The organism is Limosilactobacillus pontis DSM 8475 (assembly GCF_001435345.1).
Lineage (GTDB): Bacteria > Bacillota > Bacilli > Lactobacillales > Lactobacillaceae > Limosilactobacillus > Limosilactobacillus pontis.
This window is the reverse complement of sequence record NZ_AZGO01000041.1, coordinates 1-14,104: the sequence shown is the minus strand read 5'-3', so window position 1 is coordinate 14,104 and position 14,104 is coordinate 1. Positions and strand designations below refer to the sequence as shown.

The window sequence follows — 14,104 nt, the reverse complement described above, 5'->3', positions numbered from 1 at the left end:
ACCTCCGTTCTAGGCTAGCCGTACAGGGCGCCGAGAAGCTTATTTCCCAGCCTCTAGGTTATTTCTAGTGAATATGCAGTTTGCGCCGCAGGAACTCTGAACGGGCACCGATAACCCGATCTGCCAGCCGGAACTTCAGGGCCAGGTAAGCATAGGCTACCATCCCAACCAGCACTCCCGGAATCAGGGAGAAGAAGGCGGTGTAGCGACCATACGGGCTGACGAAATGATCAATCAGTACCATCACCAGCTTGGTCAGGGCAAACATGATCAAGGAAAAGCAGAGGATCTGGTTGGTTGGCCGGGCCATCTCGTCGAAACGCAGGCGAAATTCCATGTTGAAGGAATGCAGGATCAGGTAGTTAACCACCATCATCGAGATTCCCGTCGCCATTAGTGGCCCCAGGCCCTGGAGCAACCAGATGCACGGGTATTGGATCAGTAATTTGATAACCAGCCCGATGGCAAGAAACTTCATCATCCGCCGGTTCTCGGAGATCCCCTGCATCATCGCGGCCCCCACCGTATACAGCCCCATCGGAATGGAGATGAAAGCCGCAAACTCAAGAACAACCACCCCGGCTGCATCGTAACGGTAGAAGACCGTGTAGATCTGCTGGGCGACGGCCGATAACCCGAGGGCCGCCGGGATCATGACGAAATAGAACAGCATCAAAACATTTTCAATCTGCTTCTTCATCTCGGCCTGGTCGTTTTGAACCCGGGCCGTGGCCAGCAACGGAATCACCGTTACCGCCATCGCCGACGCCAGTGAGATGATGATCATGTAAAGCTTGTTGGCGTTGAAGGCAAACAGGGCATAGATGACCTGGATTTGGTAGCGGGAGAAATGGCCGACCAACGACATCATCCGCGGGAACGAGTACTGGTCAATCAGCTGGTAGACCGCAATTCCCGACTCGATGATCACGAACGGAATCGACTGGTAGATGATCTTGATCACCATGTCCATGACCGAAACGTCGGCAGTCTTAACACTATGCCGGGCCATCTCGCGCATTTCCCCGGCGTGACGGAGGCGGCTAAACATCAAGACCGCCGCTGCGCCGACCGCCCCGATGAAGGCGGCAAAGGTCGACTGGGTTACCGCGCTGACCCAGTTGCCGCTCCCGATCTTCATGATCAGGTAGGTGGCCGCCAGCATGTAGATGATCCGGCAGAGCTGCTCGACAAACTGCGACATGGCAGACGGCGCCATCCAGTTATACCCCTGCAGGTAACCTCGGGTGATTGAAATTCCCGGGATGATCAGGATTGCCCAGGCTAAGGACTGGATGACCGGAATGACGTTGGGGTCGCCATTGTCCATCAGTGCAGCCCCGAACATCATCACCGTCGCCCCGACAATCCCCATGACCGCAGCGACGTACATCCCTGTCCGGTAGAGTCGCTGGCTGATGATGTACTGATCAATCCCGTTGTAGTGCGCAACCAGCTTGGAGATTGCCGAGGGAATCCCGGCGGTCGAAATGATAATGAATATGTTGTAAATGTTATACCCCTGGGCAAAGAGCGCGTTGGCCACGTTACTGTAGGAGCCGAACCAGGTAACCCATGGGATAATGTATAAGGCCCCCAACAGCCGTGAGGCGATGCTCCCAGCGGTCATCCAGGCCGAGCCACTCAACATCTTAGACTGAGAGTCGTTCTTGGCCGTGGTCCCCCTGGACGTGCTTGTTTCCTCTTCATTCATAAGTGATTAACATCCTGTCTTTCATTTATACTTAAAATAACACAATCTCAATTATTCTATCGTGAAGCGGAAACGGGTGCAAATCGTTTTCGCTTTTTTAATTTTTATTTAATACTGGTCCAGGTCGACGGTCACCAGCTGCACATTGCGGTCCGGGTACTTAGCACGCAGGGTGGTGAGGTCGCTGGCCGGTGGGGCTGGCTCGAAGTGACCAAGCTTATCATTGATCGTGATCGCTAAACCCAGCTTAGCAAAGTCCATCGCTTCTGCCATCGTCTTCCCCTGGGTGAAGGCCTCGGGGAGGTCAGGGAAGTCCACCTGGATCTCGTCCTCTTTAGGGGTGAAAAAGGCCGGATAGCTTACCATTTCCATTTGTTTTTCCTCCATAACTAAAAACCGGAACGAGGCGGTTGGGCCACGGTCCGGTTTCGACATTTAACTCTTACTTAGCAACAATGTTGACGATCTTGTTCGGGATGACAATGACCTTCTTGATGTCCTTGCCTTCCGTAAACTTCTGAACGTGTTCGTTGGCCAGGGCCATCTTCTGTGCTTCCGAGCGATCGGTATCCTTGGCCATCTTAATCTTGGCCCGAACCTTACCGTTGACCTGGATGATCATCTCGACCTCGTTTTCAACCAGGGCCTTTGGATCGTACTTCGGCCATGGCTGGTAGGCGATCGTGTCACTGATGCCAAACTGGCTCCACAGCTCTTCGGCCACGTGCGGCATCACTGGGGAGATCATCTTGACGAAGCCTTCCATGTACTCAACCGGCAGGTCATCAGCCTTGTAGGCCTCGTTAACGAAGACCATCAGCTGGGAGATGGCGGTGTTGAAGTGCATCCGCTCGTAGTCCTCGGTAACCTTCTTGACCGTCTGGTTGTAGACCTTGTCCAGCTTACCGTCGTTGAAGTTGGAGACCCGGTCCCGCAGGTGGTTGTTGTCGTCCATCAGCAGGCGCCATACCCGCTGGATCCACTTGTAGGAACCGTGGAGGCCTTCCTCATCCCACGGCACGGATTCGGTCAAAGGCCCCATGAACATCTCGTAGAGCCGCAGGGTGTCGGCACCGTACTTTTCAACGATGTCATCGGGGTTGACCACGTTCCCCTTGGACTTAGACATCTTCTCGTGGTTGGCCCCCAGGATCATCCCCTGGTTGACCAGCTTCATGAATGGTTCCTTGGTTGGGACCAGGCCCAGGTCATAGAGGACCTTGTGCCAGAAGCGGGCGTAGAGCAGGTGCAAGACGGCGTGTTCTGCCCCACCGACGTAGAGGTCAACTGGTGACCAGTAGTCCAGAGCCTGCTTGGAGGCAAACTCCTTGCTGTTATGCGGGTCGGTGTAGCGGAGCCAGTACCATGATGAACCGGCCCACTGCGGCATCGTGTTGGTCTCCCGCAGACCGTGGCGGCCCTGGTCATCGTAAACGTTGACCCAATCCTTAACGTTGGCCAGTGGGCTCTCACCGGTCCCGGATGGCTCGATGTTGTCGGTGTCCGGCAGCTTCAGTGGCAGTTCGTCCTCTGGTACTAGGGTCGTCCGGCCGTCGTCCCAGTGGATAACCGGGATCGGTTCACCCCAGTAGCGTTGCCGACTGAAGATCCAGTCCCGCAGCCGGTAGTTGACCTTCTTATGTCCGGCATCGTGCTCTTCCAGCCAGTCAATCATCTTGGCCTTGGCGTCAGCGTTATTGAGGCCGTCCAGGAAACCGGAGTTGATGTGCTTGCCATCGCCGTCGAAGGCCCCCTCAGAGAGGTCGGCGCCTTCAATAATCGGCTTGATCGGCAGGTCGAACTTCTTAGCAAAGTCGTAATCCCGCTGATCACCGGCGGGAACGGCCATCACGGCACCCGTCCCGTAAGATGCCAGGACGTAATCACTGATCCAGATTGGCAGCTTCTCGCCGTTAACCGGGTTGATGACGTAGGAACCGGTGAATACCCCGGTCTTGTCCTTATTCAGGTCGGTCCGCTCCAGGTCAGACCGGCGAGCGGTCTCTTCCTTGTAGGCCTTGACGGCATCAGCATGTTCCGGCGTCGTCAGTTGGTCAACCAGGTCATTTTCTGGTGCCAAAACCACGTAGGCGGCACCGAAGAGGGTGTCGGCCCGGGTCGTGAAGACCTCGATCTTGGTGTCCTCGTCACCGGCAACCGGGAAGAAGACGGCGGCCCCTTCGGAACGACCGATCCAGTTCCGCTGCATCTCCTTGACGCTCTCCGGCCAATCGACCAGGTCGAGGTCGTCGATCAGACGGTCAGCGTAGGCGGTGATCTTTAAGACCCACTGCTTCATCGGCTTCCGGTAAACCGGGTAGCCGCCCCGCTTGGTCTTACCGTCTTCAACCTCTTCGTTGGCAACCACGGTCCCACCCATAAAGTCGGGCGCCCAGTTGACCATGATCTCACTCTCGTAGGCCAGGCCCTTCTTGTAGAGCTGCTCAAAGATCCATTGGGTCCACTTGTAGTACTCAGGGTCGGTCGTGTTGACTTCCCGGTCCCAGTCGTAGGAGAAGCCGAGGGACTGGATCTGGTTACGGAAGTGGTTGATATTCTGGTTGGTGAATCCCTTAGGGTTGTGACCGGTCTTTAGGGCGTACTGTTCAGCCGGCAGACCAAAGGCGTCCCAGCCCATTGGGTGCAGGACGTTGTAACCCTGCATCCGCTTCATCCGGGACATCACATCGGTGGCCGTGTAACCCTCGGGGTGCCCAACGTGCAGGCCCTGACCAGACGGGTACGGGAACATGTCCAGTGCGTAGTACTTCTTTTGATCCGGCTTCAGTTCGGACTTGAAGGTTTCGTTCTTCTTCCAGAACTTCTGCCACTTATTTTCAATCGCTGTATGATCGTAAGCCATCTTATTGCTCCTTTGCTCAAAATCGCGTATCAATATCACTTTGGTCGTAATAAAAAAGTCCCGTAGAATTCCTTCTACGAGACGAAATTAAATCCGCGGTACCACCCGTTTTCTATGGACTAAGCCATAGCACTTGGCTCCTTAACGCGGAAGACGTCACCGCCTACTCTCTTTCAGCGGCAATCACCTAGAGGAGTTCGCCGGTGCCGACCTCCTGCTCACAGCCCCGCAGGATCTCTGTGGATCGGCGTCCCAACTACTACTTCTATCACGATCAAAATATTTACCAATCATTCTAACAAGCCCACCGCATAATTGCAAGGTGCGTCCGGGAACAACTAGCCTAAAATCTGCTTCAGTTCGTCGACCTTGTCCTGGTGTTCCCACGGCAGGTCAATGTCGGTCCGACCAAAGTGACCGTAAGCGGCCGTCTGCTTGTAGATTGGCCGCTTGAGGTCGAGCATCTTGATGATCCCGGCCGGACGCAGGTCAAAGGCCTTCCGGACAGCGGCGATCAGTTCGTCGTCGCTCTTGGTTCCGGTGCCGTAGGTGTTGATGGAGATTGAGACCGGTTCAGCCACCCCGATGGCATAGGCCACCTGAATCTCCAGCTTCTTGGCATACCCTGCGGCAACCAGGTTCTTGGCGATGTAACGGGCAGCATAACTAGCCGAGCGGTCCACCTTGGTGGCGTCCTTACCGGAGAAGGCCCCACCACCATGGTGAGCGGCCCCACCATAGGTATCGACGATGATCTTCCGACCGGTCAGACCGGCATCCCCCTGGGGACCACCGATGACGAAGCGGCCGGTTGGGTTGATGAAGTACTTGGTGTCATCGTCCAGGTATTCGGCCGGAATGACCGCCTTGATGACCTGTTCCTTGACGTCCTTCTTGATCTGATCCAGGGAAACCTCGGGATCGTGTTGGGTACTCAGGACTACGGTGTCAACCCGGAGCGGCTTGTCGTTCTCGTCGTATTCAACCGTGACCTCGGCCTTGGCATCTGGCCGCAGGTACGGGATCGTCCCGTCCTTGCGCAGGCGGGCGATCTTTTGCATCAGCTTGTGGCTCAGCATCAGGGACAGCGGCATGTATTCCGGTGTCTCATCGGTTGCGTAGCCAAACATCAGTCCCTGGTCACCAGCCCCGATCTTATCGAGCGGGTCGCCGTCCCCTTCACGGGTCTCCAGGGAGTCGTCAACCCCCTGGGCGATGTCTGGTGACTGTTCGTCGATTGCGGTGATAACGGCACAGTTATCGGCGTCGAAGCCGTACTTACCATCGGTGTAGCCGATCTGGCGAATGGTGTCGCGCACGATCTTTTGGATGTTAACGTAGGCCGTGGTGGAAACCTCACCGAAGACCAGCACCAGCCCGGTAGTTACGGACGTCTCGACCGCCACCCGGGCATCCGGGTCTTGCTCGAGCATGGCATCCAGGATGGCATCGCTGATCTGGTCAGCGATCTTGTCCGGGTGCCCCTCAGAGACTGATTCTGATGTAAATAAGTGTTTTTCTGCCATTTTAATCTAATTCCCCCATATTCTAGTGAAACTTTTCAACAGTTTTGTAGTTGCGGTTACAAGGCATCTTCACGGCAAGCGTGAATCCTATCGGGAATTTGCTTTATAACGAGACCCATCTTAGCATAAGAACCGCTTAATAATCAATGATCAGATTTCAATGCGGGCGTTGACCAGGCCGATTGCCGTCATGAACGAGTACATGATCGTTGGCCCCACAAACCTGAAACCGTCTGCCTTGAACTGCTTGGCCATCGTCTTCGATTGATCCGTCTGGGCAGGCAGTGATTCATCTGGCGCAAGAACCAGGCGCTGGGGCTGGTAGTCAACAAAGTGCCAGACATAGTCATCGAAGGTCTGGCCGGACCCCTGCAAGCCTTGAACCACCCGGGCGTTGGCCACCACCGCGCTGATCTTACGGCTGTTACGGATGATCGTCTGGTCCTGGCAGAGACGATCGATATCAGCAGCGGTAAAGGCCGCCACCCGGTCGATGTCAAAGTCGGCGAAGGCCCGTTCAAAGGCTGCCCGCCGCTCCCAAATCGTCCGCCAGGTCAACCCCGCCTGGAAGAGCTCCAGGCTCAGCATCTCAAACAGCTGACGGTCGTCGTGCTCCGGTAACCCCCAGTAGTGGTCGTAGTAATCCTGCATCGACGGTGTCCGCTCGGCCCAGGTTGGTCGTTTTACATTGCTCATCGTGATTCCTCCTTTAATAAAAAGGTGACCCAACGGCACCGTCGGCCATGTTGGATCACCTGCCCCTATTATATTAATACGGAAAATTAGTTAAGCGGCGCTATTCTTCTTAACGTCCTTGAGCATCAGGGCCAGAATCAGGCCAATGATCTCGATGACGACCATTAGGGCAAAGACGAGGCGGTAACCGTGCAGGGACGCTGCCAAATTGGCGCTGCCCCGGTGTAGGGCGTTAGCCGTCGCCACCGTCAGAATAACGGTTGAAACCGCAACCCCGGCCGAACCGAGGACCTGCCGGACAGTGGTGATCACCGCCGTTCCGTGGGGTACCAGCTCATTGGGCAGGGCGTTGGCCCCCAGGGTAACTGCCGGCATCATGACGAAGGCGTTGCCACCCTCGATCACCATCGCACACAAGATCATCGTCAGCAGGCTGAGCCGGTTGAGCAGGAAGAAGGCCGCCAGCCAGCCCCCGATAATCATCAGCATCCCGACGATCATCGTTGGCTTGAAGCCGATCTTGTCCGCCAGCTTACCGGTCAGCGGGTTGAGGATACTCAAAAAGGCCGCCCCCGGTACCAACGACATCCCCGAGATGAAGGGGCTGACGTGCAGGACGCCCTGGTAGTACAGGGGGAAGATGATCGTGGTGACGATCAAGGCAATATATGAGATCGAGGTCAAGAGGATCGCCAGGTCGTAGTTGAAGGTCTTCATGACACGCAGCTCGAGCAACGGCGTATCCAGGTGCAGCTGCCGGTAGCAGAAGGCCACGATAGCGGCAATGCTGACCAGCAGGATGAGCCCGTTGACCAGCCAGTTAATGTCCTGCTTGCCAGCCAGGTTAACCACGTACATGACCCCAATCAAACCAACCAGCAGGATCACCGATAACCAGTCCAGACTGCTGGTGTGACGGGCCATGACGTCACGGATTAGCCCCGTCCTGGCCATCACGATGATCACGGTGATCACCAGCATGAAGAGGACAAACAGGCTCTTCCAGTCAAAGAACTTCAGCAGGATTCCAGAGACAATCGGGCCACAGGCCAGGGCCGAACCCATAACCAGGCCGGCAATCCCCATGACCGTTCCCCGCTTCTCCTTGGGGGTAATCTCCAGCAGGACCGACTGGTAGGACGGAAACAAGACGCCGACCGCGAAGGCTTCCATCGCCCGGCCGATCATCATAAACCAGAAGCCCCCGCTACCCCAGCTGGCCGGGGTTAAAATGATCATCAGCGAGCCAATATCAAATAGGGCCAGGGCCCCCATGAACATCGTCTTGAAGTTGAGGTTATTCAGCATCCAGGGACTAATCGGCATGCTGACACACATGACGAGCATGAACCCCGTTGTCAGCCATTGAACGGTCGAGGCGGAGATGCCAAACGCCCGCATCAGGGTGGGGTAGGCCGTCGACAGTGACGATTGGCTAATCGACATCGTAAAGGTCCCCACTAACAAGGTAAAAATAAACCAAAAACGGCTGTATGCGCGGCCGTTCTGGTCGATACTCTTCTCCATTCTCTATCACCCTTCTTTAGAATAATTATTATCTAATCGGTTAACATTATATATTTTGCTTTCAGGATTGTAAATGATATAATACGGATAGTTTATAACAATTGCAAGAAAGGAGAAGATGTTCATGGCAGAGGCTGAATTTGACCACGCCATCGCTGTGCTGCGGTCTAGTAAGGTCCGGCTCACCCCCCAGCGGAAGCTGATTCTGGAATACCTGATCAACCACCATACCCACCCGAGCGTGGAGATGATCTACAACGACCTGAAGGACAACGTGGACAACATCAGTATGGCGACCGTCTACAACACCCTGAAGCTGCTTGTCGATTACAATCTCGTCATCGAGCTGAAGAATGGTGACGGCAGTACCCACTTCGATTACTTTGGGCACCCCCACTACCACGTCGTTTGTGATAACTGTGGCAAAATTTCCGACGTCTTCGATGAACATTTTTCGGCAATTAACAAAGACCTGCAGGCAATGACCCGTGAGAAGACCGGCTACCTAGTGACCGGCTGTCACATCGAGGTCCACGGGCTCTGTCCCGACTGCCAACGCAAGCTCCACCTAAACCAATAAACAACAACGGCCCGGCACTCCAATCACACGGAATACCGGGCCCTTTATTTTACTGTCGTTCATACCTGGGTTGGCTCAAGGATGCCACACCGAGAATGGCAAACCAGACCAGGGTCAAGATCAAGGCTTCCAGGGTCTGGCGCTCCATGCACAGGACCACCATGACGAAGGCCAAAAAGGCCAGAACCAGGTAGTCGCTCACCGGCGCTCCCGGCATCTTAAAGGTCCGCTCGTCCGGGTGAAGACGGATGTAGCGAAGGTGGGCCAGGATGATGGCCGCCCAGATGAAGAGGAAGCTGGTCGTGGCAATGCTGGAGATGAAGGTAAAGACCTCACCGGGCATCAGCAGGTTGAGGATTGCAGCCAAACCGATCACCAGCGATGAGATCACAACCGCCCGGGACGGAACCGCCCGCTTGGACAGGTGGCTGATCCGCTGAATCGCCGGCCGGTGGGCATTGGAGGTCAGCTCAGCAAGCATCCGACCGGTCGTGTAGATCGAACTGTTGCAGGCCGAGGCCGCCGCCGTGATCACCACGAAGTTAACAATGCTGGCCGCCCCGCGCAAGCCGACGTCCTTGAAGACTAGGACAAAGGGGCTATTGTTTGGCGACAGTTGATTCCAGGGGTAGATGCACATGATCACCGCCAGCGCCCCAATGTAGAAGAGCAGGATCCGGACGGGGATGCCGTTGATCGCCTTGGGAATCACCTTACGGGGGTTCTCGGCCTCTGCCGCGGTGACCCCGACCATCTCAATACCAACGAAGGCAAAGACCACCATCTGGAAGGACCGCGCAAAACCGCCCGGCCCGGTCGCAAAGAAGCCGTGATAGGCAACCAGGTTCAGTGGCGAGGCCACGTAGCCGTTGCCGGTCTTGAACTGCAGGGCCATCATCAATATCCCGACCGCCACTAGGACGACAATCGCCAGGATCTTGATCAGGGCAAACCAAAATTCGATTTCCCCGAAGACGTTCACGGTGATCAGGTTCAGACACAAGAAGATGACCAGGGTAATCACCCCTGGGATCCACTGGGGCACGTTGGGCAACCAGATCTGAATGTACAGGCCGACCGCCGTGATCTCGGCCATCGCCAGGGCCAGCCAACACGCCCAGTAGGCCCAACCAGCGACGAAGCTCACCCGGGGGCCAAGGTAGTCCCGAATCGCCTCCATGAACGACCGGTAGTGCAGGTTTGACAGCAGGAGCTCACCGAGCGCCCGCATGATGCCAAAACAGATGATCCCGGTAATCAGGTAGGCCAGTAGGATTGCCGGGCCGGCCTCCCGAATGGCCTTGCCAGATCCTAGGAAGAGTCCGGTCCCGATCGTCCCTCCTAGAGCCATCAGCTCGATGTGGCGGCTTTTCAGGCGCCGATTCATCTGCTGCTTCTTTTCCATTTCAATTCACTCCTCAAAATAAAGGTGGGCCTATCAATTTGGCCCGCCTTGAGATATAATAACGAACTATTGAAACTACATTGTATAACACTTTTTTCAGTTAGGAGTAATTTTCTTTTGCGTGCTTGGCTTCCCTTTATTTTCTACTTTGGTCTTGAAATGGTACTCTTCGTCGCAAGTGACTGCTGGAATCGGCACCCCCGCTGGGGCGAGCGGGTCACCACCGTCTCCTTTGTCGTCTACGTCACGGCGGTGATGTGGCTGTGCCTGACCCCGGCCCACTTCAGCTTCCTCTCGGCTCCCAAAGCCCTCTTCTACTTCCACGGGGTCCCCTTCAACGCCATCCCCTTCCAGGGCTTTAGTCCCGAGTTCTTCCTCAACATCGTCATGACCTTCCCGCTGGGCGTCTACATCTTCCTCTTCAACTACCGCACCCCCTTTGAGCGGGCCATCCTATATGGCCTCTGCTTCAGCCTCTTCATCGAGATCAACCAGTTTGTTTGGGACTACTTTCTCAATCTCCAGCGGCTGGCCGACATCGACGACCTGATCACCAACACCCTCGGGGCGGTGATCGGTTTCTCGTTGATGATCATCCTCTACCAAAACGGCTGGCGGAAATTTCTCCAACGATTTATGCTCACGCGTGCCGAGATTTGTTAAACTAGGTACTTGAGGTGAGAAAAATGATTTCAAATGAGCAGCGGGCACACGACATCGCGATTGCCCTGATGAAGGCCCACGGCGACGATCTGAAGCCGATCGACGCCTACCACCAATACGTCAACTACCTTCTACCGATCCTGCGGGAGATCAACAAGGACTTCCCCCACGGCATCAAGGAAAATCCCTAATTACATGGCCAGTAACGAGACAAATCGTCGTTACTGGGCTTTTTTATTTTCCAATCGTTGCCTCAATCAGCCAAGTGCACTATGATTAGGGACGTAGTTTTTATTAAGGGAGTGTTTTAGATGTTTACTGAACAAAAGCGGGGCTTTGACTGGTTCAGTCTGATCGTCGGGATCCTGTTCATCCTGGCCGGGCTGGCAGCAATCATGCACCCTGACAGAACCTTGCATTTCTTAGCCATCTTGGTGGGGATTGCCTTCATTCTCCGGGGAATCTACGAGTTATGGTTCCGGCAGTTTGTTAACCGGACCCTTAACCAAAACTCAGGTTGGATCATCTTTGCAGCAATTTTAGATATTATTCTGGGGATCATCGTCCTAGTCTACCCTGGCTGGGGAATCCTCTACATTGCCATCCTGTTCGCCATCTGGTTCATCGTTGACTCCATCATAGAAATCAAGGCAGCCAAGCTCTTCAAGGAGTTTCACCGTGGTTACGCTACCTGGCTGGTTGTTCTGGGCGTGATCAGCATCATCATGGGGGTCGTCCTCCTCTTCAGTCCGCTGCTCTCGGCCATGACGATTGTCTGGTTGGTATCAGTCATGCTGATTGTCTTCGGGATCATGCACGTCGTTCAAGCATTTTAAAATAGCAAATCGGCTCCATCCGGGCTGGGTGATGCCGATTTTTGCATAATAAACGGGTTGGCCAGCACGGTCAGCCCGTTTATTATTTGATGGATTTGGAATTTGGGAACTAGTCGATGTCAATCCGGCTATCGTTGTCCTCACTCGCCTGGATCTTTGGCAACTCGAGGGTCAATACCCCGTTCTCGTAGTGGGCCGCAACCTTAGCCCTGTCAACATCCGGCAACCGGTATTGCCGGCTCATCTGGCCGTAGCGCCGTTCACTGTGCAGGATGTTGCCCTTCTGATCGCTCTCATCACTGAAGGTGTCCCGGTGACCGGTGACGGACAGGATGTTGTTGGCGTAGTTGATGTGAATGTCCTTCTTATCAAAGCCCGGCATGTCGATCTTAACCTGGTAGGCCTTGTCAGTTTCGGCGACATCGGTCTTCATATGGTCGGCCGCTGGTGTTAAGTCAGAGAAGAAATCATCATTCATCCAATCACGCATATTCATCAAGTTATCGAACAAATTACCACGACGTTGAATTTCATTAGCCATAATTGATTCTTCCTTTCTTATTACCTTGATCTTGATTACACTTACTATCTTAATCCCACCCGGCAAAAATGCAACAGCAAATTAGCAGTCAGCTCACCTAAGTGCTAATTTTTATTTGACTAATATTGACTAACCTCGTTAATACTACTCTTGCAAGGAATTGCTACTGCCAAATTTTGCGGACCGTCTGACCAAAAAATTTAACTTTTTAGTGTTCATATGAAAATTCAATCATATGAAAGTAACAGAAAAACCGTCCCAGTATCCCGGGACGGTAGTTGTATCCTTAACTAATATTATTTTTAGTACCAACCATGTGATTGCCAGAAGGACTGCGCAGCGGACCAGGAACCGTAGCGACTGGCTACGTACTGGTCAGCAACCCGCTCCTGGTTGGCGGCAGAGTAGTCACCGTTCAGGTAGGAAGCGGAGAGTTGGTACTTACCAACGTATTGACCGTTGCGGGCACCGTAGTTACCGCCGGATTCGCGACCGGCGATCCAGGCCTTGGCAGTGACGTCGTTGCCGGATACCCCGGAGTTATAGCTAGCACTAGCGGCTGGCGCACTCGTCTGCTGTTGTGCTGGCGCCTGGCTGGCGGCAGCCTGACTCGTCGTGTTTTGGCTGGTAGCAGCCGGCAGGGTTGCCACCTGGTGAGCGGTTGCCGGTGCAACCTCACCGTCGTCCTTGACCACTAACTTCTGACCAACGTAGATGACGTTCTTGTCAGCGATTTGGTTGTTAGAAGCCAGGGTGTCGACAAATGTTAAATCATGGCCTAGTTTGTAAGAAATTCCAGAAAGGGTGTCACCTGCCTGCACCGTGTAAATTGAATCGGCGCTGGCAGAGGTTGCAGTAGCAACGGTTCCCAATGCAACGGCACCGGCAATGGCTGCTGTAATCTTGGCGGCTTTCTTAGATAACTTCATTAAAAATCAATCCATCCTTTTCGCTTTAGTATTGACCAGCAAGGCTGATCGCTTTGATGATTAATACTATACAGGATTGTCGTTACGGCCGGGTTACCGGGAGTTATCATTTTCCGTCATATCTGTAAAGCCACTGTAATATAACGTTTTACCAAGGCTTGTTAATGTTGATTGAATTGAGGATAACCTTCTGGCGTTGGCGGTTCTCCTTGCGGTGGAGGCGGCGCCCCTGATAGCCGGCCACCATTGCCTCCTGCTCCGGCGTTTCGGGCAGGACCCGATCATATTCGATCTGCTGGTCTGGGTCCTGGATTACGAAGGTCATGAAGCAGGTAAAACCGAGGAAGCGTTCCCCGGTCATCAGGTGCTCCCCAATTACCTTGACAAAGACCTCCAAAGACCGCCGTCCAACCCCGGTGACGTAGGCCTCCATGCACATCGAATCCTGGAGTCTGAACGGTCGCAGGAACTGGACGTGATCCATCGCTGCGGTGACCACGACTGACCGCGTCACCCGCATCGCCGCCACCGAGGCCTCACCGTCAACCAGCTTCAGGATCTGGCCACCGAAGACCGTCCCGTGCTCATTCAGGTCCGCATTAAAAACCCGGTGGAGTGAAACCGCCAGGGTATCGTTACATTTAATGTCCATAGTTTAACCCCTTACATTATGGTGATACTAATATTTTAGCACACTTTCACCGGACGATTATTCGCCTTTCCCGGCAGACTATTCTAATATTTTTTAATTTTATTTTCATTTTACTCTAAGGCAGATTGCAAGAAATAACTTGAACGAATTTAGTGACGCAGATTAAGTAAGA

The 14,104-nt window shown here is 54.2% G+C and carries 14 protein-coding genes, 1 riboswitch and 1 other annotated feature; of the genes, 4 read left to right on the top strand and 10 right to left on the bottom strand.

Features of this window, described 5'->3' with window-relative positions; genetic code table 11:
- Positions 1-64 precede the first annotated feature (64 nt).
- The 6 genes from FD34_RS03080 to FD34_RS03055 form a co-directional block, all read right to left on the bottom strand.
- Positions 65-1,714: a putative polysaccharide biosynthesis protein gene (locus tag FD34_RS03080; protein WP_057806648.1), complete on the bottom strand. Its 1,650-nt coding sequence runs from the start codon at positions 1,712-1,714 to the stop codon at positions 65-67.
- A 108-nt stretch (positions 1,715-1,822) separates the two neighbouring features.
- Positions 1,823-2,086 carry a type II toxin-antitoxin system HicB family antitoxin gene (locus FD34_RS03075; protein WP_057806647.1) on the bottom strand — a complete coding sequence of 88 codons (264 nt, stop codon included), beginning with the start codon at positions 2,084-2,086 and terminating at the stop codon, positions 1,823-1,825.
- Between the two features lie 70 nt (positions 2,087-2,156).
- Positions 2,157-4,577 (bottom strand): leucine--tRNA ligase, encoded by a 2,421-nt coding sequence (gene leuS / locus FD34_RS03070; protein WP_057806646.1) that lies wholly within the window; start codon positions 4,575-4,577, stop codon positions 2,157-2,159.
- A gap of 74 nt (positions 4,578-4,651) precedes the next feature.
- Positions 4,652-4,861, bottom strand: a binding site (T-box leader).
- Between the two features lie 54 nt (positions 4,862-4,915).
- Positions 4,916-6,103: a methionine adenosyltransferase gene (gene metK / locus FD34_RS03065; RefSeq protein WP_057806645.1), complete on the bottom strand. Its 1,188-nt coding sequence runs from the start codon at positions 6,101-6,103 to the stop codon at positions 4,916-4,918.
- Positions 6,101-6,217, bottom strand: a riboswitch (SMK box riboswitch). It overlaps the preceding gene by 3 nt.
- 36 nt (positions 6,218-6,253) lie before the next feature.
- Positions 6,254-6,799, bottom strand: coding sequence for a DNA-3-methyladenine glycosylase I (locus tag FD34_RS03060; protein ID WP_057806644.1), 546 nt, complete (start codon positions 6,797-6,799; stop codon positions 6,254-6,256).
- A gap of 90 nt (positions 6,800-6,889) precedes the next feature.
- Positions 6,890-8,326: an MFS transporter gene (locus FD34_RS03055; RefSeq protein ID WP_057806643.1), complete on the bottom strand. Its 1,437-nt coding sequence runs from the start codon at positions 8,324-8,326 to the stop codon at positions 6,890-6,892.
- Positions 8,327-8,450: 124 nt separating this feature from the next.
- Between FD34_RS03055 and FD34_RS03050 the strand changes: the two genes are divergently transcribed.
- Positions 8,451-8,906, top strand: coding sequence for a Fur family transcriptional regulator (locus FD34_RS03050; RefSeq protein ID WP_057806642.1), 456 nt, complete (start codon positions 8,451-8,453; stop codon positions 8,904-8,906).
- A 49-nt stretch (positions 8,907-8,955) separates the two neighbouring features.
- Here FD34_RS03050 and FD34_RS03045 read toward each other — a convergent pair whose 3' ends face one another.
- Positions 8,956-10,311: an amino acid permease gene (locus FD34_RS03045; protein ID WP_057806641.1), complete on the bottom strand. Its 1,356-nt coding sequence runs from the start codon at positions 10,309-10,311 to the stop codon at positions 8,956-8,958.
- A gap of 117 nt (positions 10,312-10,428) precedes the next feature.
- Here FD34_RS03045 and FD34_RS03040 point away from each other — a divergent pair, with 117 nt between their 5' ends.
- The 3 genes from FD34_RS03040 (at position 10,429) to FD34_RS03035 (ending at position 11,810) form a co-directional block, all read left to right on the top strand.
- Positions 10,429-10,974: a VanZ family protein gene (locus tag FD34_RS03040; protein WP_152936752.1), complete on the top strand. Its 546-nt coding sequence runs from the start codon at positions 10,429-10,431 to the stop codon at positions 10,972-10,974.
- Between the two features lie 23 nt (positions 10,975-10,997).
- Positions 10,998-11,165, top strand: a complete 168-nt coding sequence (locus FD34_RS08620) for a hypothetical protein (protein WP_169788921.1) — start codon at positions 10,998-11,000, stop codon at positions 11,163-11,165.
- A 120-nt stretch (positions 11,166-11,285) separates the two neighbouring features.
- The gene (locus FD34_RS03035; protein ID WP_057806639.1) at positions 11,286-11,810 is read left to right on the top strand and encodes an HdeD family acid-resistance protein; all 525 of its coding nucleotides are present in this window, start codon (positions 11,286-11,288) and stop codon (positions 11,808-11,810) included.
- Positions 11,811-11,919: 109 nt separating this feature from the next.
- Here FD34_RS03035 and FD34_RS03030 read toward each other — a convergent pair whose 3' ends face one another.
- From FD34_RS03030 to FD34_RS03020, 3 genes are all read right to left on the bottom strand, one after another.
- On the bottom strand, positions 11,920-12,351 hold the full coding sequence (locus tag FD34_RS03030; protein WP_057806638.1) for an Hsp20/alpha crystallin family protein: 432 nt from the start codon (positions 12,349-12,351) through the stop codon (positions 11,920-11,922).
- 302 nt (positions 12,352-12,653) lie between these two features.
- On the bottom strand, positions 12,654-13,280 hold the full coding sequence (gene apf, locus FD34_RS03025; RefSeq protein WP_057806637.1) for an aggregation-promoting factor: 627 nt from the start codon (positions 13,278-13,280) through the stop codon (positions 12,654-12,656).
- A gap of 148 nt (positions 13,281-13,428) precedes the next feature.
- Positions 13,429-13,932, bottom strand: coding sequence for an acyl-CoA thioesterase (locus FD34_RS03020; RefSeq protein ID WP_057806636.1), 504 nt, complete (start codon positions 13,930-13,932; stop codon positions 13,429-13,431).
- Positions 13,933-14,104 lie beyond the last annotated feature (172 nt).

Coding starts and splice junctions, on each gene's coding strand:
- FD34_RS03075 (WP_057806647.1), bottom strand. CDS start 2,086: ATGGAAATGGTAAGCTATCCGGCCTTTTTCACCCCTAAAGAGGACGAG.
- FD34_RS03035 (WP_057806639.1), top strand. CDS start 11,286: ATGTTTACTGAACAAAAGCGGGGCTTTGACTGGTTCAGTCTGATCGTC.
- leuS (WP_057806646.1), bottom strand. CDS start 4,577: ATGGCTTACGATCATACAGCGATTGAAAATAAGTGGCAGAAGTTCTGG.
- FD34_RS03080 (WP_057806648.1), bottom strand. CDS start 1,714: ATGAATGAAGAGGAAACAAGCACGTCCAGGGGGACCACGGCCAAGAAC.
- apf (WP_057806637.1), bottom strand. CDS start 13,280: ATGAAGTTATCTAAGAAAGCCGCCAAGATTACAGCAGCCATTGCCGGT.
- FD34_RS08620 (WP_169788921.1), top strand. CDS start 10,998: ATGATTTCAAATGAGCAGCGGGCACACGACATCGCGATTGCCCTGATG.
- metK (WP_057806645.1), bottom strand. CDS start 6,103: ATGGCAGAAAAACACTTATTTACATCAGAATCAGTCTCTGAGGGGCAC.
- FD34_RS03045 (WP_057806641.1), bottom strand. CDS start 10,311: ATGGAAAAGAAGCAGCAGATGAATCGGCGCCTGAAAAGCCGCCACATC.
- FD34_RS03055 (WP_057806643.1), bottom strand. CDS start 8,326: ATGGAGAAGAGTATCGACCAGAACGGCCGCGCATACAGCCGTTTTTGG.
- FD34_RS03030 (WP_057806638.1), bottom strand. CDS start 12,351: ATGGCTAATGAAATTCAACGTCGTGGTAATTTGTTCGATAACTTGATG.
- FD34_RS03050 (WP_057806642.1), top strand. CDS start 8,451: ATGGCAGAGGCTGAATTTGACCACGCCATCGCTGTGCTGCGGTCTAGT.
- FD34_RS03020 (WP_057806636.1), bottom strand. CDS start 13,932: ATGGACATTAAATGTAACGATACCCTGGCGGTTTCACTCCACCGGGTT.
- FD34_RS03060 (WP_057806644.1), bottom strand. CDS start 6,799: ATGAGCAATGTAAAACGACCAACCTGGGCCGAGCGGACACCGTCGATG.